Origin of the sequence: Streptomyces sp. SCPE 10, assembly GCF_051980735.1 — a bacterium.
In the GTDB taxonomy this organism is placed as follows: domain Bacteria; phylum Actinomycetota; class Actinomycetes; order Streptomycetales; family Streptomycetaceae; genus Streptomyces; species Streptomyces misionensis.
On sequence record NZ_CP197069.1, the window covers coordinates 4867439 to 4890114 of the forward strand.

At 71.2% G+C, this 22676-nt stretch carries 18 protein-coding genes; 8 read left to right on the forward strand and 10 right to left on the reverse strand.

Features of this window, described 5'->3' with window-relative positions; genetic code table 11:
* Positions 1-115: 115 nt before the first annotated feature.
* From ACSP97_RS22700 to ACSP97_RS22715, 4 genes are all read left to right on the forward strand, one after another.
* On the forward strand, positions 116-889 hold the full coding sequence (locus ACSP97_RS22700) for an isoprenyl transferase (protein WP_364727411.1): 774 nt from the start codon (positions 116-118) through the stop codon (positions 887-889).
* Positions 890-1260: 371 nt separating this feature from the next.
* Entirely contained in the window at positions 1261-2586 is a 1326-nt protein-coding gene (locus ACSP97_RS22705; RefSeq protein ID WP_440554001.1) for a PhoH family protein, read from the forward strand.
* Between the two features lie 376 nt (positions 2587-2962).
* The gene (locus ACSP97_RS22710) at positions 2963-3676 is read left to right on the forward strand and encodes a transglycosylase SLT domain-containing protein (RefSeq protein ID WP_355145877.1); all 714 of its coding nucleotides are present in this window, start codon (positions 2963-2965) and stop codon (positions 3674-3676) included.
* A 132-nt stretch (positions 3677-3808) separates the two neighbouring features.
* Positions 3809-5170 (forward strand): AI-2E family transporter, encoded by a 1362-nt coding sequence (locus tag ACSP97_RS22715; RefSeq protein WP_440554004.1) that lies wholly within the window; start codon positions 3809-3811, stop codon positions 5168-5170.
* 33 nt (positions 5171-5203) lie between these two features.
* Here ACSP97_RS22715 and ACSP97_RS22720 read toward each other — a convergent pair whose 3' ends face one another.
* Positions 5204-5737, reverse strand: a complete 534-nt coding sequence (locus tag ACSP97_RS22720; protein ID WP_162135529.1) for an alkyl hydroperoxide reductase — start codon at positions 5735-5737, stop codon at positions 5204-5206.
* Between the two features lie 3 nt (positions 5738-5740).
* Positions 5741-6295: a peroxiredoxin gene (locus ACSP97_RS22725; RefSeq protein WP_355145881.1), complete on the reverse strand. Its 555-nt coding sequence runs from the start codon at positions 6293-6295 to the stop codon at positions 5741-5743.
* Positions 6296-6428: 133 nt separating this feature from the next.
* Between ACSP97_RS22725 and ACSP97_RS22730 the strand changes: the two genes are divergently transcribed.
* The gene (locus ACSP97_RS22730) at positions 6429-7379 is read left to right on the forward strand and encodes a LysR substrate-binding domain-containing protein (protein WP_355145883.1); all 951 of its coding nucleotides are present in this window, start codon (positions 6429-6431) and stop codon (positions 7377-7379) included.
* Positions 7380-7420: 41 nt separating this feature from the next.
* Here ACSP97_RS22730 and ACSP97_RS22735 read toward each other — a convergent pair whose 3' ends face one another.
* The 3 genes from ACSP97_RS22735 to ACSP97_RS22745 are packed head-to-tail and all read right to left on the reverse strand — an operon-like array spanning position 7421 to position 10970.
* Entirely contained in the window at positions 7421-9763 is a 2343-nt protein-coding gene (locus tag ACSP97_RS22735) for an FtsX-like permease family protein (protein ID WP_440554007.1), read from the reverse strand.
* Positions 9760-10449 carry an ABC transporter ATP-binding protein gene (locus tag ACSP97_RS22740; protein ID WP_355145887.1) on the reverse strand — a complete coding sequence of 230 codons (690 nt, stop codon included), beginning with the start codon at positions 10447-10449 and terminating at the stop codon, positions 9760-9762. The genes ACSP97_RS22735 and ACSP97_RS22740 overlap by 4 nt, the downstream gene beginning before the upstream one ends.
* Complete coding sequence (locus ACSP97_RS22745) at positions 10446-10970, reverse strand: PadR family transcriptional regulator (protein ID WP_070029103.1); 525 nt, start codon at positions 10968-10970, stop codon at positions 10446-10448. The genes ACSP97_RS22740 and ACSP97_RS22745 overlap by 4 nt, the downstream gene beginning before the upstream one ends.
* A gap of 304 nt (positions 10971-11274) precedes the next feature.
* Between ACSP97_RS22745 and ACSP97_RS22750 the strand changes: the two genes are divergently transcribed.
* Positions 11275-13662 (forward strand): transglycosylase domain-containing protein, encoded by a 2388-nt coding sequence (locus ACSP97_RS22750; RefSeq protein ID WP_355145890.1) that lies wholly within the window; start codon positions 11275-11277, stop codon positions 13660-13662.
* Positions 13663-13718: 56 nt separating this feature from the next.
* Here ACSP97_RS22750 and ACSP97_RS22755 read toward each other — a convergent pair whose 3' ends face one another.
* The 4 genes from ACSP97_RS22755 to ACSP97_RS22770 form a co-directional block, all read right to left on the reverse strand.
* Positions 13719-15830, reverse strand: coding sequence for a SpoIIE family protein phosphatase (locus ACSP97_RS22755; protein ID WP_355324036.1), 2112 nt, complete (start codon positions 15828-15830; stop codon positions 13719-13721).
* Positions 15831-16108: 278 nt separating this feature from the next.
* A complete protein-coding gene (gene fomD, locus ACSP97_RS22760; protein WP_355324033.1) occupies positions 16109-16798 on the reverse strand; it encodes a cytidylyl-2-hydroxypropylphosphonate hydrolase in 690 nt (229 codons plus the stop codon).
* 84 nt (positions 16799-16882) lie between these two features.
* Positions 16883-18268, reverse strand: a complete 1386-nt coding sequence (locus ACSP97_RS22765; protein ID WP_355145896.1) for a class II fumarate hydratase — start codon at positions 18266-18268, stop codon at positions 16883-16885.
* Between the two features lie 85 nt (positions 18269-18353).
* On the reverse strand, positions 18354-20024 hold the full coding sequence (locus ACSP97_RS22770) for a fumarate hydratase (protein ID WP_355145898.1): 1671 nt from the start codon (positions 20022-20024) through the stop codon (positions 18354-18356).
* 214 nt (positions 20025-20238) lie between these two features.
* On the opposite strand from ACSP97_RS22770, the gene ACSP97_RS22775 reads away from it, so the two are divergent.
* Positions 20239-20928: a DUF1707 SHOCT-like domain-containing protein gene (locus ACSP97_RS22775; protein ID WP_355145899.1), complete on the forward strand. Its 690-nt coding sequence runs from the start codon at positions 20239-20241 to the stop codon at positions 20926-20928.
* A 175-nt stretch (positions 20929-21103) separates the two neighbouring features.
* Entirely contained in the window at positions 21104-21481 is a 378-nt protein-coding gene (locus ACSP97_RS22780; RefSeq protein WP_070029086.1) for a WhiB family transcriptional regulator, read from the forward strand.
* Between the two features lie 118 nt (positions 21482-21599).
* Here the strand turns inward: ACSP97_RS22780 and glpX are convergent, their stop codons facing one another.
* Positions 21600-22634, reverse strand: a complete 1035-nt coding sequence (gene glpX / locus ACSP97_RS22785; RefSeq protein ID WP_355145901.1) for a class II fructose-bisphosphatase — start codon at positions 22632-22634, stop codon at positions 21600-21602.
* Positions 22635-22676 lie beyond the last annotated feature (42 nt).

A 22676-nucleotide genomic window follows, 5' to 3' on the forward strand; every position in this document is an offset into this window, starting at 1 on the left:
CCCGGCGTCCCGATACCCGCCCACCCCCCAGGCCCCTGGCCGTACCAGGCCCCTGGCGGCGGTAGGCTCGACGGGCCCGGCACCGTACCCCGCGCCAAACCCCCCGGAGGGCCACGTGAACCTGCGCGACAAACTGCGCGGCCTGCTGGTCAGGCTCTACGCACGCCGGGTGGAGGGCCACCTCGACCACGCTCAGGTGCCCAAGCACATCGGCGTCATCATGGACGGCAACCGCCGCTGGGCGAAGGCCTCCGGCTCCACCACCGTCCACGGCCACCGGGCCGGTGCCGACAAGATCGAGGAGTTCCTCGGCTGGTGCACCGAGACCGACGTCGAGGTCGTCACCCTGTGGCTGCTGTCCACGGACAACTTCGACCGCCCGCAGGAGGAACTGGGCCCCCTGCTCGGCATCATCGAGGACGTCGTGCGCACCCTCGCCGCCGACGGCCGCTGGCGGGTGCACCACGTGGGCGCCATGGACCTGCTCCCCGCGGGCATGCAGGCCACCCTGAAGGAGGCCGAGGAGGCCACCGCCCACATCAGGGGGATAGTGGTCAACGTGGCCATCGGCTACGGCGGCCGGCAGGAGATCGCCGACGCCGTGCGCTCCATGCTCTTCGACGCCCACGACCGGGGCGTCGCGATGGAGGACCTCGCCGAGTCCGTCGACATCGACATGATCGGCCGCCACCTCTACACCAGCGACCAGCCCGACCCCGACCTCGTCATCCGCACCAGTGGCGAACAGCGGCTGTCCGGATTCATGCTCTGGCAGACCGCCCACTCCGAGTACCACTTCTGCGACGTCTACTGGCCGGCCTTCCGCAAGGTCGACTTCCTGCGCGCACTGCGCGACTACGCCGCACGTCACCGCCGGTACGGCGGCTGAGCCCCGGACCACGGCCCCGCCGGTCACCCGACCGGCGGGGCCCATGTGTACCCCGCTTCGGACGGACGTAACGAGGAGTTCACCGTCGTGCCGGTGGCCGCTTTTGCATGGCGGCGCGCGTTCGAGGGCATAGAGCAAGCAGGTCGATGCCCGACCCGGGCGTCGGATCTCAGCGGGCGGCACGGGGTCGTCCGCCCGGGAGGCCCTTTGCACCAGCCCGACCGTGCGATACCGGCACGGAAGCAGCCGCGGAGGTCCGGCTCCCGGCCCGCCGCGCGCACGGGCCGCCGACCGGCCCGGTCTCGCCCGCCCTCCCGGCCCGGCTTCCACTTCGTCGCTCCCCGACCTCATCCGAGGGGGTACGTCCTTCCGTGGTGACCAGCACAAAGCGCCACAAGCCAGACCGGCGCACCTATGTTCTCGACACCAGCGTCCTGCTGGCCGACCCGAACGCCCTGATCCGCTTCGAGGAGCACGAGGTGGTGCTCCCCATCGTGGTGGTCACGGAGCTGGAGGCCAAGCGGCACCATCCCGAACTCGGGTACTTCGCCCGCCAGGCGCTGCGCCTGCTGGACGCGTACCGGGTACGGCACGGCCGCCTGGACGCCCCCATCCCGATCGGGGAACTCGGCGGGACCATGCGTGTCGAGCTCAACCACTCGGACCCCAGCGTGCTGCCCACCGGCTACCGCCTGGGGGACAACGACTCCCGCATCCTCGCGGTGGCCCGCAACCTGCAGGCCGAGGGATTCGACGTCACCGTCGTCTCGAAGGACCTGCCGCTGCGCATCAAGGCGTCGTCCGTGGGCCTGCTCGCCGAGGAGTACCGGGCCGAGCTGGCCATCACGGAGAACTCCGGCTGGACCGGGATGAGCGAACTGTCGCTCCCCGGCGAGCAGGTGGACGTCCTCTTCGAGGAGGGACACCTCTATGTACCGGAGGCCTCCGGCCTTCCCGTGCACACCGGCCTGACCATCCAGTCGGAGCGCGGCAAGGCGCTCGGGCGCGTCACCACGGAGGGCAACGTCCGGCTGGTGCGCGGCGACCGGGAGGCGTTCGGCATCAAGGGCCGCAGCGCCGAGCAGCGCATCGCCCTCGATCTGCTGCTCGACCCGGACGTCGGGATCGTCTCCATGGGCGGCCGGGCCGGCACCGGCAAGTCGGCGCTGGCGCTGTGCGCGGGTCTGGAGGCGGTGCTGGAGCGCCGGCAGCACCAGAAGGTCATGGTGTTCCGGCCGCTGTACGCCGTCGGCGGGCAGGAGTTGGGCTATCTGCCGGGCACCGAGGCGGAGAAGATGAGCCCCTGGGCGCAGGCCGTCTTCGACACCCTGTCGGCGGTCACCAGCCGGGAGGTCATCGAGGAGGTCACCGCGCGCGGCATGCTGGAGGTGCTGCCGCTCACCCACATCCGTGGCCGCTCGCTGCACGACGCGTTCGTCATCGTGGACGAGGCGCAGTCGCTGGAGCGGAACGTGCTGCTGACGGTGCTGTCCCGGATCGGCGCCAACTCCCGGGTGGTGCTCACCCATGACGTGGCACAGCGGGACAACCTGCGGGTCGGCCGCTACGACGGCGTCGTCGCCGTGGTGGAGAAGCTGAAGGGGCATCCGCTCTTCGCGCACGTCACGCTGACCCGCTCGGAACGGTCGCAGATCGCCGCCCTGGTGACCGAAATGCTCGAAGACGGCCACATCTGAGCCGATAGCACCCGTAGACGCCGTCCGCCAAAGGCATCAGAGCCTAGCGGGCGGCGTCTTCGTGCGTGCAGGTTTCCAGAATTCCCTTGGGCCAAACGGGATGTGAGCTTTCACACTCAACTCGGAATTGCCACTCGGCGTCCGGTTACGGCAGAGTCTCAGTCCTGTCAGGCCCCGCATACGACACAGCCGTACCCCCAGCGGTCCGGCACCACAAACGCACCAACTCCATAGAGTTCGTCGTATGCCGCCCGAGCACCACGCGGCGCTCCCCGCAGGGGGAGTTGCCCACCGGGCCCGCGCCTCCCGTGACCCCGCAGTTGGGAGGCCAGTGTCAGGGGCACGATTGCGTCCGCCAGGGTCACCGAAGCGGGCGATGCTGGAAGGAAACCGTGTGAGCCGGATTTCGGTCCGGGGATTCGCAGTGGCCTCGGCCACCGCAGTCACCGCCGTCGGAAGCGTCGTCGGAGTTGCCTCGGGCAGCGTCGCGCAGAACAACGACGCCGCGGAGCCGACGGCAGCAGCCGACACCACGCTCCTCGCGGACATACCGACGGGTCAGCAGGCCCAGGTCCAGTCCGCGACCCTGTCGCAGCAGGCCGACTCGCAGGCCATCGCCGCGGACGCGAGCGCCAAGAAGGACGCCGAGGAAGCGGCCCGCAAGGCCGCCGCCGAGACCGCGATCGCGAAGAAGGCCGCCGCCGAGAAGGCGGCCGAGGAAGCCAAGCAGCGCGCGGAGACCAAGGCCGCCGCCAGCCGTGGTGACATCAACGCCAGCTTCCCGGTGCAGACCTCCTACACCATCGCCCAGATCCAGGCCATGGCGCGGCAGATCGTGCCGTCCGGCCAGTTCCAGTGCTTCAGCAACATCGTGAACCACGAGTCCAGCTGGAACTACCGCGCGGTCAACCCCTCGTCGGGCGCCTACGGCCTCGTGCAGGCCCTGCCCGGCGGCAAGATGGCCTCCGCGGGTGCCGACTGGCAGACCAACCCGGCCACCCAGATCAAGTGGGGCCTGAGCTACATGAACCAGCGTTACGGCAGCCCCTGTGACGCCTGGACCTACTGGCAGGCCAACGGGAACTACTGAGTTCCGTCCCGCCACGCTCAACCTCGCGCAGCCCCTTCCCGTCCTCTGGGAAGGGGCTTTCGCCCTGTACGGTCGTAACCGCACGACTCCATGGGGGGAGTGGTGGCGAGAAGCGGGGGAAGAGGACGGATCATGTCGCGAGTACCAGGGTGGCTCGGCAAGCTGGGCGCCGGTCTCACCGAGATGAGCGAACGGCTGGACGCCCGCCGCGTGGAGGTCGAACAGGAGGACGCGGTCCCCGGGCCGTCGTCCGCGCCCGCACCGGCCCGTGCGAAGCAGGCGGCGGCCGATGTGGCGCCCGACGCGGTGCCGCACGCCCGCCGTTCCGTGCCGACGGTGCCCGTCGCCCGCCCCGATCCCGCGCAGGCCGTGCCCTGGGGGGTGCGGGTCGCGGCCGAGGCCGGCTGGCGGCTGCTGGTGCTGGCGGGCACCGTCTGGGTGCTGATGCGGGTCATCAGCGCCATCCAGCTGGTGGTCTTCGCCTTCGTCATCGCGCTGCTGGTCACCGCGCTGCTGCAACCGACCGTCGCCCGGCTCACCCGCCGCGGGGTGCCGCGCGGTCCGGCCACCGCGCTCACCGCGATCAGCGGCTTCGTCGTCATCGGCCTGATGGGCTGGTTCGTGACCTGGCAGGTCATGGAGAACATCGACACGCTCTCCACCCAGATCCAGTCCGGCATCGACGATCTGCGCAACTGGCTGCTGAAGAGCCCCTTCCACGTCACCGACAAGCAGATCAACCAGATCGCCAAGAACCTGCGCGAGGCGATCGGCGCCAACGCCGACCAGATAACGTCCGCGGGCCTGGAGGGCGTTCAGGTCATCGTGGAGGCCCTCACCGGCATCCTGCTGGTGTTCTTCTCGACGCTCTTCCTGCTCTACGACGGCAAGCGCATCTGGCAGTGGTTCCTGAAGCTGGTGCCCTCCGCCGCCCGGGAGGGCGTGGCCGGCGCCGGTCCGCGCGCCTGGCGCACCCTGACCGCGTACGTGCGCGGCACGGTCCTGGTCGCCCTGATCGACGCGATCTTCATCGGCATCGGCATCTACTTCCTCGATGTGCCGATGGCGGTCCCGCTGGCCGTCTTCATCTTCCTGTTCTCGTTCATCCCGCTGGTCGGCGCGGTCGCCTCCGGGGCGCTCGCGGTGATCGTGGCCCTGGTGACCCAGGGCGTCTTCACCGCCGTCATGACCCTGGTCGTGGTCCTCGCCGTGCAGCAGATCGAGGGCCATGTGCTGCAGCCCTTCATCCTGGGCCGCGCGGTGCGGGTGCACCCCCTCGCGGTCGTGCTGACCGTGGCGGCCGGCGGCATGGTGGCCGGCATCGGCGGCGCGGTGGTGGCCGTACCGCTGGTGGCGGTGACCAACACGGTGGTGGGCTATCTGCGGCAGTACTCGGCGGAACTCCACGGGTCCGAGCCGGAACCGGCCCCGGCCCCGGCCGAGCCTGCGGCAAAGGAGCAGCCGAACGCCGAGGACCCCGCTCACCAGGGGTGAGCGGGGTCCGGGGAACAACGGTGACGCGGTGACCTACTCGGCCAGGACGGCCTCGGCCTCCAGGGTGGCGCCGACCGCCTGCACGACGGCGGCGATCTTGAAGGCCTCCTGGATGGTGTCCCGCTCCATGCCGGCCTTGCGCAGCACCTGCTCGTGCGAGTCCAGGCACATGCCGCAGCCGTTGATCGCGGAGACCGCGAACGACCACAGCTCGAAGTCGACCTTCTCCACGCCCGGGTTGCCGATGACGTTCATCCGCAGGCCCGCGCGCAGGGTGCCGTACTCGTGGTCCGACAGCAGGTGCCGGGTGCGGTAGAAGACGTTGTTCATCGCCATGATGGCGGCCGCGGACTTGGCCGCGGTGTACGCCTCCGGCGAGAGGTTCGCCTTCGCCTCCGGCTCCAGCTCGCGCAGCACGATCGGGGAGCGCGAGGCGATGGCCGTGGCCAGCACCGTGCCCCACAGCTGCTGCGCCGGCAGGTCGGAGTTGCCGATGACCGAGCCCAGGTTGAGCTTGAGGTCCTTGGCGTAGTCCGGGACCCGGGACTTCAGCGAGTCGAGCGACATGGGTCACTCACCAGCCAGCAGCGCGACCGGGTCGAGGGTCTCGTCGCCCTTGGTCCAGTTGCACGGGCACAGCTCGTCGGTCTGGAGCGCGTCCAGGACCCGCAGGACCTCCTTGGGGTTACGGCCCACGGAACCGGCGGTGACCATCGTGAACTGGATCTCGTGGTTCGGGTCCACGATGAACACGGCGCGCTGCGCGAAGCCGTCCTCGCCCTCGATGCCCAGGTCGCGCATGAGCTCGTGCTTGGAGTCGGCCATCATCGGGAAGGGCAGCTCGGTCAGGTCCGGGTGGTCCTTGCGCCAGGCGTGGTGCACGAACTCGGAGTCACCGGAGAAGCCGAGGATCTGGGCGTCGCGGTCGGCGAACTCGTCGTTCAGCTTGCCGAACGCGGCGATCTCGGTCGGGCAGACGAAGGTGAAGTCCTTCGGCCAGGCGAACACGACCAGCCACTTGCCCTCGTAGGACTTGTGGTTGATCTGCTCGAACTCCTTGCCCTTCTCCAGCGAGACGCAGGCGGTCAGATCGAACTCGGGGAACTTGTCACCGACAGTGAGCACAGGCTCTCCTTGCAGCGAAGAAACACCCCTTTTGGGGATGATTCCCATGGGTTGGACTCTGTCGATGTTGGCACAGGGTGCATTGATTAGGGAAATAGCTACACTCGGTCGTGTTGATCGGAGGTATCTATCAGTGACCATCAGTAACGGTAAGCGGAGGCAGCCCAGCCTCGCCCAGCTGCGGGCCTTCGCCGCCGTGGCGGAGCACCTGCACTTCAGGGACGCGGCGGCGGCCATCGGGATGAGCCAGCCCGCCCTGTCCGGCGCGGTCTCCGCACTGGAGGAGACACTCGGCGTGACCCTCCTCGAGCGTACGACGCGCAAGGTACTGCTCTCGCCCGCGGGGGAGCGCCTCGCCGTGCGGGCGAGGGCCGTGCTCGACGCCGTCGGCACCCTCCTGGAGGAGGCGGAGGCGGTCCGGGCGCCGTTCACCGGGGCACTCCGGCTCGGCGTGATCCCGACCGTGGCACCGTATCTGCTGCCGACCGTGCTGCGGCTCGTGCACGAACGCTATCCGCACCTGGACCTCCAGGTGCACGAGGAGCAGACCGGGAGCCTGGTCGACGGGCTGAGCAGCGGCCGGCTCGACCTGCTGCTGCTCGCCGTCCCGCTCGGGGTGCCCGGCATAGCCGAACTTCCCCTGTTCGACGAGGACTTCGTGCTCGTCACCCCGCTCGACCACTGGCTCGGCGGCCGTGAGGGCATTCCGCGCGAGGCGCTGAAGGAACTCAACCTGCTGCTCCTGGACGAGGGGCACTGCCTGCGCGACCAGGCCCTGGACATCTGCCGCGAGGCGGGCCGCGCCGACGCCCCGGTCACCACCACCGCCGCCGGGCTGTCCACGCTGGTCCAGCTGGTGGCCGGCGGTCTCGGCTGCACCCTGCTGCCGCGCACCGCGCTCAAGCTGGAGACCACCCGCAGCAGCCAGTTGCTCACCGGCTACTTCGCCGATCCCGCCCCGAGCCGCCGGATCGCCCTGGCGATGCGCGCGGGAGCGGCACGCGGTGCCGAGTACGAGGAGCTGGCGGCGGCCCTGCGCGAGGCGATGCGGGCACTGCCGGTGCGCGTCCTCGGCGACGACTGAGGGCCCCTCCCCGGCAGGGAGAGGCCCTCGGCGCACGGAGGTCACTCGGTCCGCAGTCCCTCCGGCCGCATCAGCCGCAGCAGCGGCGGCAGGCTCAGCAGGGTGACCACGAGGACCACCCCCGCGCCCGCGCCGGTCATCGTCAGCACGCTCGGCCAGTCCACGCCCAGCGGCGAGCCCACCATCTTCAGCAGCACCCCGCCCAGCGTCAGTCCGACGGCCGCCGCGAGCAGCAGGCCGAGCGCGACCGGGATCGCGGTCTGCCACAGCACCGACAGGCCCAGGGTGCGCCGCCGGGTGCCGAAGGCCATCAGCGACGACAGCAGCTTCCTGCGCTCGCGCAGCTGCTCCAGCTGGGTGACCAGCAGGCTCGCGCCGATCAGGGCCAGCACACAGATCGCGCCGGCGTACAGACCGGTGCGGATGGAGGTGAACTTCTTGGACTCCTCCGTCGCCGACCACTCGATCGCCTCGGCGAACGGGTCCACCTTCGCCGCCGTGTTGCGGATGTACTCGGACACCTCGGGCACCCGCGGGTCGAGCATGACGTACACCGCCCCGTCCAGCACCCGGTCCACCCGGTCGGGCAGCGCGGACCGGGTCACCAGGACGGCGCTGTCCTTGGTGCCGTTGGGGCTGGTGATCGCGCGGGCCGGCTTCAGGCCCGCCGGTACGGTCCAGCGCACGTCGGGGCCGCGGCCGGTGCCGTCGGCCGTGTCGATGTGCAGCACCCGGCCCGGCCGGGTGAGCTTCGCGATGGCGGCGTCGTCGTCCTGCTCCCCGCCCGTCGAGAGGAAGGCGTCCCCGTCGCGGCAGGAGGGCAGCCGGGCCATCTCGCGCAGGGAGGCGCAGGTGCCGGCGACCATCAGCACCGTGCTGTCGGGCCCGGTGTGCCAGTCCTTGTCCCCGAGCGAAGTGCTGCCCAGCGAGACGGCCTTGCGTACGCCCTTGGTCGTGGCGAACCGGTCGGCGGCCGTGTGGAAGGAGGTGCCGTGGGACAGGTTGATCTGCATCTGGGCCCGGCCGAGGTCCTTCCCGGTGTTTTTGGTGTAGTCGCCCTGGACACCCGCGAACAGCATCTGGAGCGCCACCGCCCCGGCCACCGCGACGGCGATGCCGTTCACCATGCGGGCCGCCGAGCCGCTGCTCAACTGAAGCCGCCGCACCGCCAGTTGCCAGGCCACCGTGCCGCGGTGCAGCCGGGCCACCACCGCCTCCACGGCCCACGGCAGCAGGGCGGTGACGCCGACGAGCAGCAGCAGTACGCCGCCGGTTACCATGTACTGGTTGAACTCCCCGTCCGCGCGGCCCTTGCCGATCATCGGGGCGAGCAGGGCGAGGCCGCCCAGCGGCAGCAGCAGCCGCCACCACAGCCGGCGGCGCGCGGGCCTGGCCGTCCGCACCACGCCCAGCGGCTCGATGACGACACCGCGCAGCGCGAACAGGGTGACCAGCACCGCCGCCGCGGGGACGGCGAGGGCGACCAGCGCGGCCAGCGCGGGCGACGGATCGAGGTAGTCGGGGAACACGCTGATGCCCACGACCTCCACCGAACCCGCGAACCGGCGGCCCAGCAGGAAGAAGACGGTGCCGAAGACCAGCCCGACCAGCGATCCGGCCAGCGCCTCGCCCGCCGCGATCCGGCGGGTCATCCGGCTGTCGGAGCCCACCAGGCGCAGCGCGGCCAGTCTGCGGTCGCGCCGCTCGCCGCCGAACCGCACGGCGGTCGCGATGAACACGCCGACCGGCATCAGCAGCACCACGAACACGAGCAGCACCAGCAGGAGCAGCACCGGGTCCGTCCGGTTCGCCGGGGGCTTGTGCGGTGAGCCGTAGGTGCTGATCCGGGCGGTCTGGAAGCCGTTGATCTTCGGGGCCAGGTTCTTCGCCCCCGCGTAGTAGGCGAGTTCCTGCGAGCCCACCAGCCCGCTCTCGCCGATGGTGCCGGTGATCCGGTACGGCAGCCGCTCGCGCAGCAGCTTGCCCTCGCCCGAGCCGAGCAGTTCCTTCAGCGCGGGGGAGACCACCATCTCGCCCGGCGCCGGGTACGCCGAAAGACCCGGCGCGACGGGCGCCTTCGGTCCCTCGGGCTCCACCAGCCGGCCGCGCACGTCGCGGCCGCGGAACTCGGTGTCGGTGTCGGCGATCACCAGGGTGTTCTCGGCCTTCGGCCGGGGCGGGCCGTACGTGTAGTCCGCGCGGGCCTGGTCCCGGTCGTGCCGTACCGCCAGCGCGTTCGGGACCGCGGTCGTCAGCAGCAGCAGGGCCACGCCCAGGCCGACCCCGACCGCCGTCAGCAGCACCCGGGTCCAGCCCTCGCGGCCCCCGGTGAAGGCGAACCGGAAGCCCAGACCGAGGTCCCTGCCCCACTGGCGTGCGCTCATATGGCGCGCTCCATGTCCCGCGACCTGCCGTCGCGTACGACGATCTCCCGGTCGGAGTAGGCGGCGACCCGGGGCTCGTGGGTGACCAGGACGACGGCCGCGTTGGTGGAGCGGGCCGCGTCGGTCAGCAACTCCATCACGCGCTCGCCGTTGAGCGAGTCGAGGGCGCCGGTCGGCTCGTCCGCGAACACCACCCGGGGCCCGGTGACCAGCGCCCGCGCCACCGCGACGCGCTGCCCCTGGCCGCCGGAGACCTCGCCGGGCCGCTTGTCCTTGAGGCCGTCCACCTCCAGCCGCTCCATCCAGGCGAGGGCGGCCCGCTCGGCCTCCTTGCGGGAGGTGCCGTTCAGCCGCAGTGGCAGGGCCACGTTCTCCACGCAGGTCAGCTCGGGCACCAGCTGGCCGAACTGGAAGACGAAGCCGAACTCGCTGCGGCGCAGCGCGCTGCGCTCGGCGTCGCTCATGCCGGCCAGCTCGCGCCCGGCGTAGGTGATGGAGCCCGAGTCGGGCGGCACGATGCCGGCGAGGCAGTGCAGCAGCGTCGACTTGCCGGAGCCGGAGGGGCCCATGACGGCGACGACCTCGCCGGGGTGGATGGAGAACTCGGCGCCGTCGAGGGCGACCGTGGGGCCGTACGCCTTGCGCAGGTCGTGCGCGGCCAGCAGGGAACCGGGGGGAGGGGTCACGAGGCGACCTCCGCCCGCAGCTTGTCCAGACGCGCGGCGGTCAGTTCCAGCCAGCGCAGGTCGGCCTCCAGGTGGAACAGGGCGTGGTCGCAGATCAGCTGGTCGGCGAGGTCGCCCTTGCGCTTGCGGTCGGTCAGGATCCGCATGCTGCGCAGGTGCTCCGCGCGCTGGACGTCGAGGATGACGGAGGCGTCGCGGTGGGTGAGCAGCGCGAGGACGACCTTGGTGTACAGGGTCGACTGGAGGTACTCCTCCGGCTTCTCCGGGGTGGCGAGCCAGCGCTGGACGTCGGTGACGCCGGCTTCCGTGATGGCGTACCGCTTGCGCTCGGGACCGCCGCCCGCCTCGATGCCGTCGACTTCGACGAGGCCGTGCTTCAGCAGCCGGGACATCGTGGAGTAGACCTGGCCGTAGTGCAGGGGCCGGTCCTGACCGAACTTCTCGTCGAAGGCCCGCTTGAGGTCGTAGCCGTGGCGCGGGCCGGACTCCAGGAGCCCTAGGAGGGTGTGACCGATGGACATGGGCAGCACTCTACACACCGTGTATACGCAGTAGGTATACACCGCGTGTGCAGCGCACCGCGAAGGGTGCGACCTCGCAGGTGAGGGCCCTTTGTCACGGTTTCGCGACAGGCCGCCGCACCCCGGACTCCGGCCCGAAGACTTCCGGTCGACGAGCAACCTTGCACCCCCGGTAACCGTCGGTTCCTTTGGGGCGGGTGCTGATTCTCACGTCCGTAAAAGAACGGATCGGTTGCCCTTTGTCATATAGGCGGGTGTTAGCTTTCGGAGCTGACCAACGAGACGGAAGCGGAGCGGTGGACCCATGGGACGAGCGGAAGAGAGACGAGCGCGACAGCGCGGCGGCCACCGCGCGGCGCCCCAGCGCCGCCGCTCGGCACCCGAGACCGGCAACCGGTCGGCGGGGCCGGCCGCCGGGGGAGCACCCCGCAAGAGCCTCCTGCGCCGGATCTTCTCCTGGAAGAAGATCCTCGGCACGTTCTTCGGAGTGTGCCTGCTGGGCATAGCCGGCTTCGCCGTGCTGTACATGGTCGTGGACGTACCGGAGGGCAACGCGCTCGCCACCCAGGAGAGCAACGTCTACAAGTACAGCGACGGCAGCCTGCTCGCCCGCGTCGGCGAGACCAACCGCGAGAGCGTGGACCTGGACAAGGTCCCGAAGGACGTGCAGCACACCTTCGTCGCCGCGGAGAACAAGACCTTCTACACGGACTCCGGCATCGACCTCAGGGGTCTCGCCCGCGGTCTGTACAACACGGCGATGGGCCGGGGCACCCAGGGCGGCTCCACCATCACCCAGCAGTACGTCAAGAACTACTACCTGAGCCAGGACCAGACGGTCACCCGCAAGCTCAAGGAGATGGTCATCTCCTTGAAGGTCGACCAGAAGAAATCCAAGGACGACATCCTCGCGGGGTACATCAACACCAGCTACTACGGCCGCGGCGCCTACGGCATCCAGGCCGCCGCCCAGGCCTACTACCGCACCGACGCCCAGAACCTGACGGTCGAACAGGGCGCGTACCTCGCCGCTCTGCTCCAGGCGCCCAGCCAGTACGACTGGGCGGTGGCGACCCCCACCGGCAAGAAGCTGGTACAGGAGCGCTGGAACTACGTCCTGAACAACATGGTCAAGCAGCACTGGCTGGACCCGGCCAAGCGGCAGGCCATGAAGTTCCCCGTGCCGAAGGAGCCCAAGGGCACCCCCGGCGAGGAGGGCGAGAAGGGCTACCTGGTCGAGCTGGCCAACCAGCAGCTGGAGGACCAGCTGATGTCCGAGGAGGGCATCAGCCACCAGGACGCCGTGCAGCAGGTGGTCAACCGCGGCTGGACCATCACCCTCAACGTCGACAAGAAGAAGCAGGCCGCGCTGGAGCAGGCCGTCAAGGAGCAGCTGACCAGCAAGCTCGACCCCAAGCAGCGCAAGGTCGACGGCGATGTGCAGGCCGGCGCGGTCTCGGTGGACCCCAAGACGGGGAAGATCGTCGCCATGTACGGCGGCACGGACCACTTCAAGCACTGGACCAACAACGCCACCCGCAAGGACTACCAGCCCGCCTCCACCTTCAAGCCGGTCATCCTCGCCGCGGCGCTCCAGCAGGGCTCCGTCACCCAGGACGGCAAGCCGATCAACGCCGACACGGTGTACGACGGCACCAGCGGCCGCCAGGTCGTGGACCACGGCGTCCGGGTCGGCTTCGGCCCGCCCAACGAGGACGACGTGAACTACGGTCCCGTCACCGTCCAGAAGGCCATGAACGACTCGGTCAACTCCGTCTTCGCGCAGATGGGCGTCGACGTCGGCATGAGCAAGGTGATGAGCACGGCCAAGCAGCTCGGCATGGACACCGAGGGCATGCAGGCCGTCCCCGCCCAGACGCTCGGCTCGATGGGCGCGAGCCCGCTGGAGATGGCCGGGATCTACGCCACCCTCGACAACCACGGCAACAAGGTCACGCCGACCATCGTCAAGGACGCCGAGCAGAAGGACCGCAAGGTCACCATGCCGAACCCGGTCGGCGGCCCGGTGATCAGCCGTACCGCCGCCGACAGCGTCACCTCGGTGCTGACCGGTGTGGTCGACGACGGCACCGCCAGCCGCAGCGTGGCGAACAACCCGCTGCGGGCCGGCCAGCAGGTGGCGGGCAAGACCGGTACCTCGGACTGCGACCTCTCGGCCTGGTTCACCGGCTACACCCCGGACCTGGTCACCTCCGTCGGCCTGTTCGGCGAGGCCGGCAAGGCGGGCGGCACCGGCTGCAACGGCGCGACGGTCAAGAAGCAGGACCACGTGCCCCTGACCGGTGCCCTGGGCGGCGGCCGCGTCAACGGTGGTGGCCCCCCGGCCGAGATCTGGGCGGCCTACACCTTCGGCGTGACCCACGCGGCCAAGTTCGACCTGGACACCTCGCAGGGTGCGGCCGTCGAGACGCCGACCCCCTCGATGAGCAGCCAGAGCCCGTCCCAGTCGCCGTCGCAGTCGCCCTCCGGCACCCCGACGTCGTCCGGCTCGCCGTCCCAGTCGCCGTCGCAGTCGCCGAGCCAGTCGCCGTCGCAGTCGCCGTCCCAGTCCCCGAGCCAGTCGCCGTCGCAGTCGCCGACGACCGACCCCACGGACGAGAACCCGCTGGGACAGCTCGGCGACCAGCGGCAGCAGCTGCACCACCAGCAACGGCAGCAGCAACAGCCGTAACGGCGGAAGAGGGAGGGGCGCCCGGTGCACACCGGGCGCCCCTCCCTCTTTCCGGCTCAGCCGCGGTGCAGCTCGAACCAGACCACCTTCCCGGTGCTCAGCCGGGTCGCGCCCCAGCGCCGGGCCATCTTGTTGACCAGGTACAGGCCCCGGCCGCCCTCGTCCGTCGCGCGGGCCTGCCGCAGCCGGGGCAGCTGCGGCACGTCGTCACCGACCTCGCAGCGCAGCACATGGGTGCGCAGCAGCCGCAGCGTCACCGGCCGGGACGCGTACCGTACGGCGTTCGTCACGACCTCGCTGACCAGCAGCTCCACCGAGTCGGTGAGGTCCTCCATGTCCCAGCGGGCGAGCGCGCGCCGGGCCAGCCGGCGGGCCTGCCCGGGGGCCGTCTCCTCCGGCTCCAGCGTCCAGTACGCCACATCGCTCGGCGCGATCCCGTCGAAGCGGGCGGCGAGCAGCGCGATGTCGTCGTCCCGGTCGCCCGGGCCGAGCATGTCCAGGACCTCGTCACACAGGGCCTCCAGCGGCGGCGGATGGTCCGGGCCGGTCAGCTGCGCGGTGGCGGCGAGCCGTTCGCGCAGCTGCTCTATGCCCGTCCACACGTCCCGCAGCCGGGACTCCACCAGGCCGTCGGTGTACAGCAGCAGCGTCGCCCCGGCGGGCGCGTCCAGCTCGACCGCCTCGAAGTCCACCCCGCCGACACCGATCGGCGCGCCCGGCGGCACCCGCAGCACCTCGGCCCGCCCGCCCAGGTGCAGCAGCACGGGCGGCGGATGGCCGGCGTTGGCGATGGTGATGCGGTGCGTGACCGGGTCGTAGACCGCGTACAGACAGGTCGCCATGCGGTCGGTGCCCAGCCGCTGCGCCTGCTCGTCCAGGTGGTGCAGGACCTCCTGGGGCGGCAGGTCGAGACCGGCCAGGGTCTGCGCGGTGGTGCGCAGCTGGCCCATGATCGCGGCCGAGGTCATGGAGTGGCCCATGACGTCGCCGACCACCAGCGCCACCCGGCTGCCGGGCAGCGGGATCGCGTCGTACCAGTCGCCGCCCACCCGCGCGGTCTCCGCCGCCGGCAGGTACCGCGAGGCGAGCCGCACGCCCGTCGGACGGGGCAGGGTCTCGGGCAGCATGGTGCGCTGCAACTCGTCGGCGATGTAGGCCTCACGGCCGTACAGCACCGCCTTGTCGATGCCGAGCGCGCTGTGCGTGGCCAGCTGGGCCGCCACCAGCAGGTCGTCCGTCTCGAACGCCGGCCGCTCGGGGCGGCGCAGGAACAGGGCCGCGCCGATCACCCGGCGCCGGCCGCGCAGCGGCGCGAGGATCGCGTGCTGCCCGGACGGTACGAGCGCCTCCGCGCCCTCGCCCAGCAGCTCGGGCAGCGCGGCCCGGGCGGCCGGCGCGTCCGCGAACACCGGGCGCACCCCGCGCAGCACCTCGTTGAGCGCGCCGCCGGGCCGCACCTCGCACAGCTCCGTCGTCAGCGACGACAGCTCCGCCAGCGCGACCGGCTCCGGCTCCGGCTCGAACGCCTGGGGCAGCAGGACCCCGTCGGTGTCCCGCTCCTCCGGTACGCGGTCGGTACGGCGCAGCCGCAGCACCACCGGTCCGGTGGGCCGTTCGTCGCCGACCGGCAGCGGGTCGCGCAGATAGACCAGGATCGCGTCCGAGAAGGTCGGCACCGTGGCCCGGCACAGACCCATCACGATCTCGTCCAGGTCCAGACCGCGGGCGATCCGCCGGGTGGCCGCGCCCACGAACCTGAGCCGGTCCCCGTCACGCCGCATCGGCATGGGCCGCCCCGATGGCAGACCCCGCCCGGTACGGCGCTCCGGGCCGCCCGGCGCCCGCTCCTGGTCGGCGCCTGGCTGCGGCGGAATGGCCTCCGGCGCGGGGCGCGGCCGATGGGCCGCGCCGGCGTCCGCGGTGGCGGGCTGGGAGTGCTCCGGGCCGTTGACTGGGGGCTCCTTCCCCTTGCCGTCCTCTGCCTGGCCACAGGGGGTGGCCGTCCCCGGTCCCGAGGGCGTCCCGTCGGCCCGTGCCTGCACGGGTAAGGCGGGGGCGCCGACCGGTTCCGGGGCACGCACAAGCGCCCCGCGGCCCTCCGCGGGGGCGGCGCCCGGCTGGGGGCGCTCGAAGGAGGTGGGCTGCTCCGTCACGCGTGTCGCATCCATCCGTCCGGGGCTGCGCGCCGGGCGCGCAGTCGGTCCCGCAGAAGTCCCGATACCCGCATTACGTGTCCCGGGAACGGATTTTCCGCGTGTCCGGAGGATGTTCCCGTGCCACCGGCGAACCCTGCGCGGCCGGTGCTGCCCTGATACCCCTCGTTCACGTCCTTGCCGCCCCTCGGTGACGATCGGTCAAGCCCGGCGCACACCCCGGAAGTTGTCGCTCCGAAGCGCCCTTGCGGAGGACGATCCTACGTTTCTTGTCCGGGGGCGCATCAAGAGTCTCACGAGGACACGTGCGCGGGCGTGCGGTCCCAGTCCTCGGGGAGTGACGGTACCGCCCAGGAGGCGTCGGGTCGCCACCCCGGCCAGCCGTCCGAGAACGGCGGCCCCCATTCCTCGATCGCGGCGACCGCCGCCCGCCCGGCCGCCCGGACCCGCTCGGCGGTCCGCGCGGACATCAGGCCGTCCCGCTGGGCCTGCGCGAACTCGTCCTCGTCCCGCCACTGCCAACTGCGGTCCGGGCGTACGTCGATGTCCAGGAAGTGATCCTCGGAGTCCACCCCGCCCGCCCAGCGGACCAGCGGTTCCTCCAGATTGACGTACCAGTTCTTGAACCGCCAGCCCGGCTCCCAGAACAGCCACACCGACCAGGGCACACCGGGCTGGGCCAGCTTCAGCACCCCGGTGCCCAGCCAGCGGCCGCGGCGCACGGTGCGCGGCTTGGTGTAGCGGGACTCCAGCGGCTCGCGGTGCACCGGGGTGCCGTCGGCCAGGGCCGGCTTCACGCACTCGGTGCCGGGGGCCAGCCAGACCGCGAGCAGGTCGGCGTCGTCGCGTACGACGGTGACGGGCCGGGCGATGTGGAACCGCTCGCCGCCGTTCTCCCGGTAACGCCACAGGATCGGGGTCCCCGGCGCCCAGTGCGCCGCGGGACCCGCCGCCGCTTGTCGCATCGTCGCGTCGTCCGTCATGGACAGATATTAGGTGCCGCGCGGATGCGGCGCTGCGGCGCGGGTCACGGTCACCCGTAGGTGGCCGGAAAGCTTCGCCCGCGGTTACGGACGCGTCATCCGCAGCACGTCCAGCGCCTCGTCCAGCTGCGCCTCGGTCAGCGCGCCACGCTCCACGTACCCGTCCTCCAGGACGACCTGACGGATCGTCTTGCGCTCCGCGAGCGCCTTCTTGGCCACCTTGGCGGCCTCCTCGTAGCCGATGTACCGGTTCAGCGGGGTCACCACGGACGGCGACGACTCGGCGTACTCGCGGGCGCGTTCGCGGTCGGCGGTGATGCCGTCGACGGTCCGGTCGGCCAGCAGCCGCGTGACGTTGGCGAGCAGCCGGATCGATTCCAGGACGTTCTTGGCGATCACCGGGAGCATCACGTTCAGCTCGAAGTTCCCGGCGGCACCGGCGGTGGCGATGGTGGCGTCGTTCCCGACCACCTGGGCGGCGACCATCAGCACGGCCTCGGGGACCACCGGGTTGACCTTCCCCGGCATGATCGAGGAGCCCGGCTGGAGGTCGGGGAGCCGGATCTCGGCGAGCCCGGTGCGCGGCCCGGACGCCATCCAGCGCAGATCGTTGGCGATCTTCGTCAGCCCGACCGCGATGGTCCGCAGCTGCCCGCTGGTCTCCACGATGGCGTCCCGGGCGCCCTGCGCCTCGAAGTGGTCGCGGGCCTCGGTCAGCGGCAGCCCGGTGACGCGGGCGACCTCCTCGATGACGGCGGCGGGGAAACCGGGCGGGGTGTTGATGCCGGTGCCCACCGCGGTGCCGCCCAGCGGCAGTTCGGCCAGCCGCGGCAGCGAGGCGCGCAGCCGCTCGACGCCGTACCGCACCTGGGCCGCGTACCCGCCGAACTCCTGGCCCAGCGTCACGGGCGTGGCGTCCATCAGGTGCGTGCGCCCCGACTTCACCACGTCGGCGAACTCCGTGCTCTTGCGTTCGAAGGCGGCGGCGAGGTGCTCCAGCGCCGGGACCAGGTCCCGGGTGACGGCGGCGGTGGCCGCGATGTGGATGGAGGAGGGGAAGACGTCGTTGGACGACTGCGAGGCGTTGACGTGGTCGTTCGGGTGCACGTCCCGGCCGAGCCGCTCACCGGCGAGGGTGGCGATCACCTCGTTGGTGTTCATGTTGGACGAGGTGCCCGAACCGGTCTGGAAGACGTCGACGGGGAAGTGCTCGTCCCAGTCCCCCCGGGCGACCTCCTCGGCCGCCTCCTGGATCGCCTGGGCCACGTCCTTGTCCAGCACGCCGAGTTCGGCGTTCACCTTCGCCGCGGCGCCCTTGATCCGCGCCAGCGCCTCGATGTGCGCACGCTCGATGTGTTGTCCGGACACCGGGAAGTTCTCGACGGCGCGCTGCGTCTGCGCCCGCCACTTGGCGTGCGCCGGGACCCGGACCTCACCCATGGAGTCGTGCTCGATGCGGTATTCGCTCATACCGGGTACAGCGGTCCGGGACGCGGCGTTGTTCCGCGGGTTGGGCCGTCCGGAGCAGTACGGACGGCCCGACCCGCCCGGTGGGTCAGGCGAGGCCCGGACCGCGCACCGGGATCGACGTGAACGTCGGCTGCGGCGCCGGGTCCTGGAAGAAGTCGTTGCCCTTGTCGTCCACCACGATGAACGCCGGGAAGTCCTCGACCTCGATCTTCCAGACGGCCTCCATGCCCAGCTCCTCGTACTCCAGGACCTCCACCTTCTTGATGCAGTCCTGGGCGAGGCGGGCGGCCGGGCCGCCGATGGAGCCGAGGTAGAAGCCGCCGTGGGCCTCGCAGGCGTCGGTGACCTGCTTGCTGCGGTTGCCCTTGGCGAGCATCACCTTGGAGCCGCCGGCGGCCTGGAACTGCGCCACGTAGGAGTCCATCCGGCCGGCCGTGGTCGGGCCGAAGGAACCGGAGGCGTAGCCCTCGGGGGTCTTGGCCGGGCCGGCGTAGTACACCGGGTGGTCCTTGAGGTACTGGGGCATCTCCTCGCCCGCGTCCAGCCGCTCCTTGATCTTGGCGTGCGCGATGTCACGGGCCACGACCAGCGGACCGGTCAGCGACAGCCGGGTCTTGACCGGGTACTTGGTCAGCTCGGCGAGGATGGTGTCCATCGGCTGGTTGAGGTCGATCTTCACCACGTCGGAGGACTCGTCGAGGTGCTCGTCGGTCGTCTCCGGCAGGAACCGCGCCGGGTCCGTCTCCAGCTGCTCCAGGAAGACGCCCTCGGCGGTGATCTTGGCGACGGCCTGGCGGTCGGCCGAGCAGGAGACGGCGATGGCCACCGGGCAGGACGCGCCGTGCCGGGGCAGCCGGACCACGCGCACGTCGTGGCAGAAGTACTTGCCGCCGAACTGGGCGCCGATGCCGATCTTCTGGGTCAGCTCGAAGACCTTCTCCTCCAGCTCCTTGTCCCGGAAGCCGTGGCCGAGCGGCGAGCCCTCGGCCGGCATGTCGTCCAGGTAGTGCGCGGAGGCGTACTTCGCGGTCTTCAGCGCGAACTCGGCGCTGGTGCCGCCGACCACGATCGCCAGGTGGTACGGCGGGCACGCGGCCGTGCCCAGCGAACGGATCTTCTCCTCCAGGAACTTCATCATGGAGGCCTCGTTCAGGACGGCCTTGGTCTCCTGGTACAGGAAGGACTTGTTGGCCGAGCCGCCGCCCTTCGCCATGAACAGGAACTTGTAGGCGCCGCCGTCCGTCGCGTACAGCTCGATCTGCGCGGGCAGGTTGGAGCCGGTGTTCTTCTCCTCCCACATGGTGAGCGGAGCCATCTGCGAGTAGCGCAGGTTCAGCTTGGTGTAGGCGTCGTAGATGCCGTGCGAGAGGTGCTTCTCGTCCGCGCCCTCGGTGAGCACGTTCTGCCCGCGCTTGCCCATGACGATCGCGGTGCCGGTGTCCTGGCACATCGGCAGCACGCCGGCCGCCGCGATGTTCGCGTTCTTCAGCAGATCCAGCGCGACGAACTTGTCGTTGGCGGACGCCTCGGGGTCGTCGATGATGCGGCGCAGCTGGGCGAGGTGGGCCGGGCGCAGGTAGTGCTGGATGTCGTGGATGGCCTCCGCGGCCAGCTTGCGCAGCGCCTCCGGCTCCACCTTGAGGAACGTCCGCCCGTCCGGGCCCTCGACGGTGGAGACGCCCTCGGACGTGACCAGCCGGTAGGGGGTGGTGTCCTCTCCCATGGGGAGCAGATCGGTGTACGCGAACTCAGGCATCTCAGCCCATTCCTCACTCTGACGGCCGTCGCCCGCCGACGCTGGCGAGCCTCCCCAGCCTAGAACCTGCCGTCGAGCGCGAACCTGTGAGGTAAGGCTCAGTCGGGCCGTCCCCGTCCCTGGGGCCTCTCGTTCGGACCGTGCCGGGCCGGTCCGGCCTGATCCCAGCGAAAGACCCTAGTCGCGATCTATCGCGTTTCGGTAGGCTGCTGCCGTGGACCTTCAGAAGCCCGCCCGAACCCAGGACGCCGCACCGGACGTCTCCGCCCTGCGTGCCTCGGACGCCGACCGCGACCGGGTCGCCGACATCCTCCGCGAGGCCCTCGCCGAGGGCCGGCTCACCGCCGACGAGCACGCCGAGCGCGTGGACGGCGTACTGAACGCCAAGACGGTCGGGGAACTGGAGGTCTTCGTCCGGGACCTGCCCGCCGCCCACCGGCACGCCTCCGGCCCCGCCCCGGTGCCGCCCCGCCCCACGGGCGAGATACCCGCGGAGTCCGACAACGTGGTGGCCGTGCTCAGCAGCGCGGTCCGCCGGGGCCGCTGGCGCCCGGGCCGCCGGCTGCACGCGTACGCGGTCTTCGGCAGTGTGGAGATCGACCTCAGCGAGGCGATCTTCGAGTACCAGCAGGTCGTGATCAAGGCCGTCTCCGTCTTCGGCGACGTCCAGGTCCGCGTCCCGGAGAACGTGACGCTGCGCGGCAGCGGCGGCGGTGTCCTCGGCAACTTCGAGGTGGCCGCGCTCGATTCCCCGCAGACCGACGCGCCGGTCGTCTACGTCGACGGCTGGGCCGTGCTCGGCAACGTGGAGGCCCGCCCCCGGCGCGGCAAGCTCGTCGAGGACATCATGGGGCGGGTTCACGACAAGATCGACCGAACGTTGCGCAAACACCTGGACCGTTGACGGTCGCGAATCCGCCGGTGACCGGAAGGCTCCGCGCCCGCCTCCGGCGTGGGGCCGGGGGCGTGAACGAGCCGCCGTGCACCGGCCGTTGGGGACGCAGTGCATAGGCCCGCGTACAGCGGGTAGGCCTTGCTGCATCGTCTCTCGCTCGCGAAGCCGTCGTCAGGAGCAGACCGTGCTGCAACCGCCGCATTCGTCCGTGCAGGTAGCTGCCGTACCGGCCCAGCGGGTGCCGGCGCGGGAGCGGGACCAGGACGCGCCCTGGCACACCGAGGCGGTGTGCCGACGTGACGAGGCGGGTCTGTTCTTCGCCCCGTCGAAGGAACCGACCGCCGCCCGGCTGTCCCGCGAGGAGGCGGCCAAGCGGGTCTGCGCCCGCTGTCCGGTCATGGTCGAGTGCCGCGAACACGCCCTCCTCCAGCCCGAGCCGTACGGCGTCTGGGGCGGTCTGACGGCCGCGGAGCGCCGGGTGGTCCTGGCCCGGCGCCGCCGCCGCGACCTGGACCTGAAGAAGGCGGCGCGCGTGGCGGCGCAGGACCGCATAGCCGGCTGAGCCGCGCCGGGCACCTTCCCGGCGCGGGGCGCGGTGTCCTGCCCCGAGGGTGCGGGGCACCGCGCGGCGGGCCGCCCGGACCCGCGGTCGCGGCAGGCCCGCGCCTCCTCGGGGCCGGTTACTTCGCGCGGTCGAAGTCGATGGCGCTGTAGGCGCGCAGCTTGCTCAGCCGGTGCTCGGAGTCGATCCTGCGCACCGTCCCCGACTTCGAGCGCATCACGATCGACTCGGTCAGCGCGGTCTCCGAGCGGTACCGCACGCCCCGCAGCAGCTCACCGTCGGTGATGCCGGTGGCGACGAAGAAGACGTTCTCCCCGGAGACCAGGTCGTCGGTGGTGAGCACCCGGTCCAGGTCGTGCCCCGCGTCGATCGCCCGCTGGCGCTCCGCGTCGTCCTTGGGCCACAGCTTGCCCTGGATCGTGCCGCCCAGGCACTTCACGGCACAGGCCGAGATGATGCCCTCCGGCGTGCCGCCGATGCCGAGCAGCAGGTCGACTCCGGTGCCCTCGCGCAGCGCGTAGACCGAGCCGGCGACATCGCCGTCGGAGATCAGCTTGATGCGGGCGCCGGCCTCCCGGACCTCCTGGATCAGGCCTTCGTGCCGGGGCCGGTCCAGGATGACGACGGTGACGTCCTCCGGCGTGGCCTTCTTCGCCTTGGCGATCCGCCGGATGTTCACGGCCACCGGCGCGTCGATGTCCACGAAGTCCGCGGCCTCGGGGCCGGTGACCAGCTTGTCCATGTAGAACACGGCGGACGGGTCGAACATGGCGCCGCGCTCGGCGGCGGCCAGCACGGCGATCGCGTTCGGCATGCCCTTGGCGGTCAGCGTGGTGCCGTCGATCGGGTCGACGGCGATGTCCACCTCCGGGCCGGTGCCGTCACCGATGTGCTCCCCGTTGAAGAGCATCGGGGCCTCGTCCTTCTCGCCCTCGCCGATGACGACGACGCCGTTCATCGAGACGGTGGAGACGAGGGACCGCATGGCACGCACCGCGGCGCCGTCGGCGCCGTTCTTGTCGCCGCGCCCCACCCAGCGGCCGGCGGCCATCGCCGCGGCTTCGGTCACCCGGACGAGTTCCAGGGCGAGGTTGCGGTCGGGAGCCTCGGCAGGAACATCGAGTTCGGAGGGCAGGTGATGATTTTCGGTCATCGGGGCGCACCTTTCTGATACGGCGACGGCCGGATGAGGGTC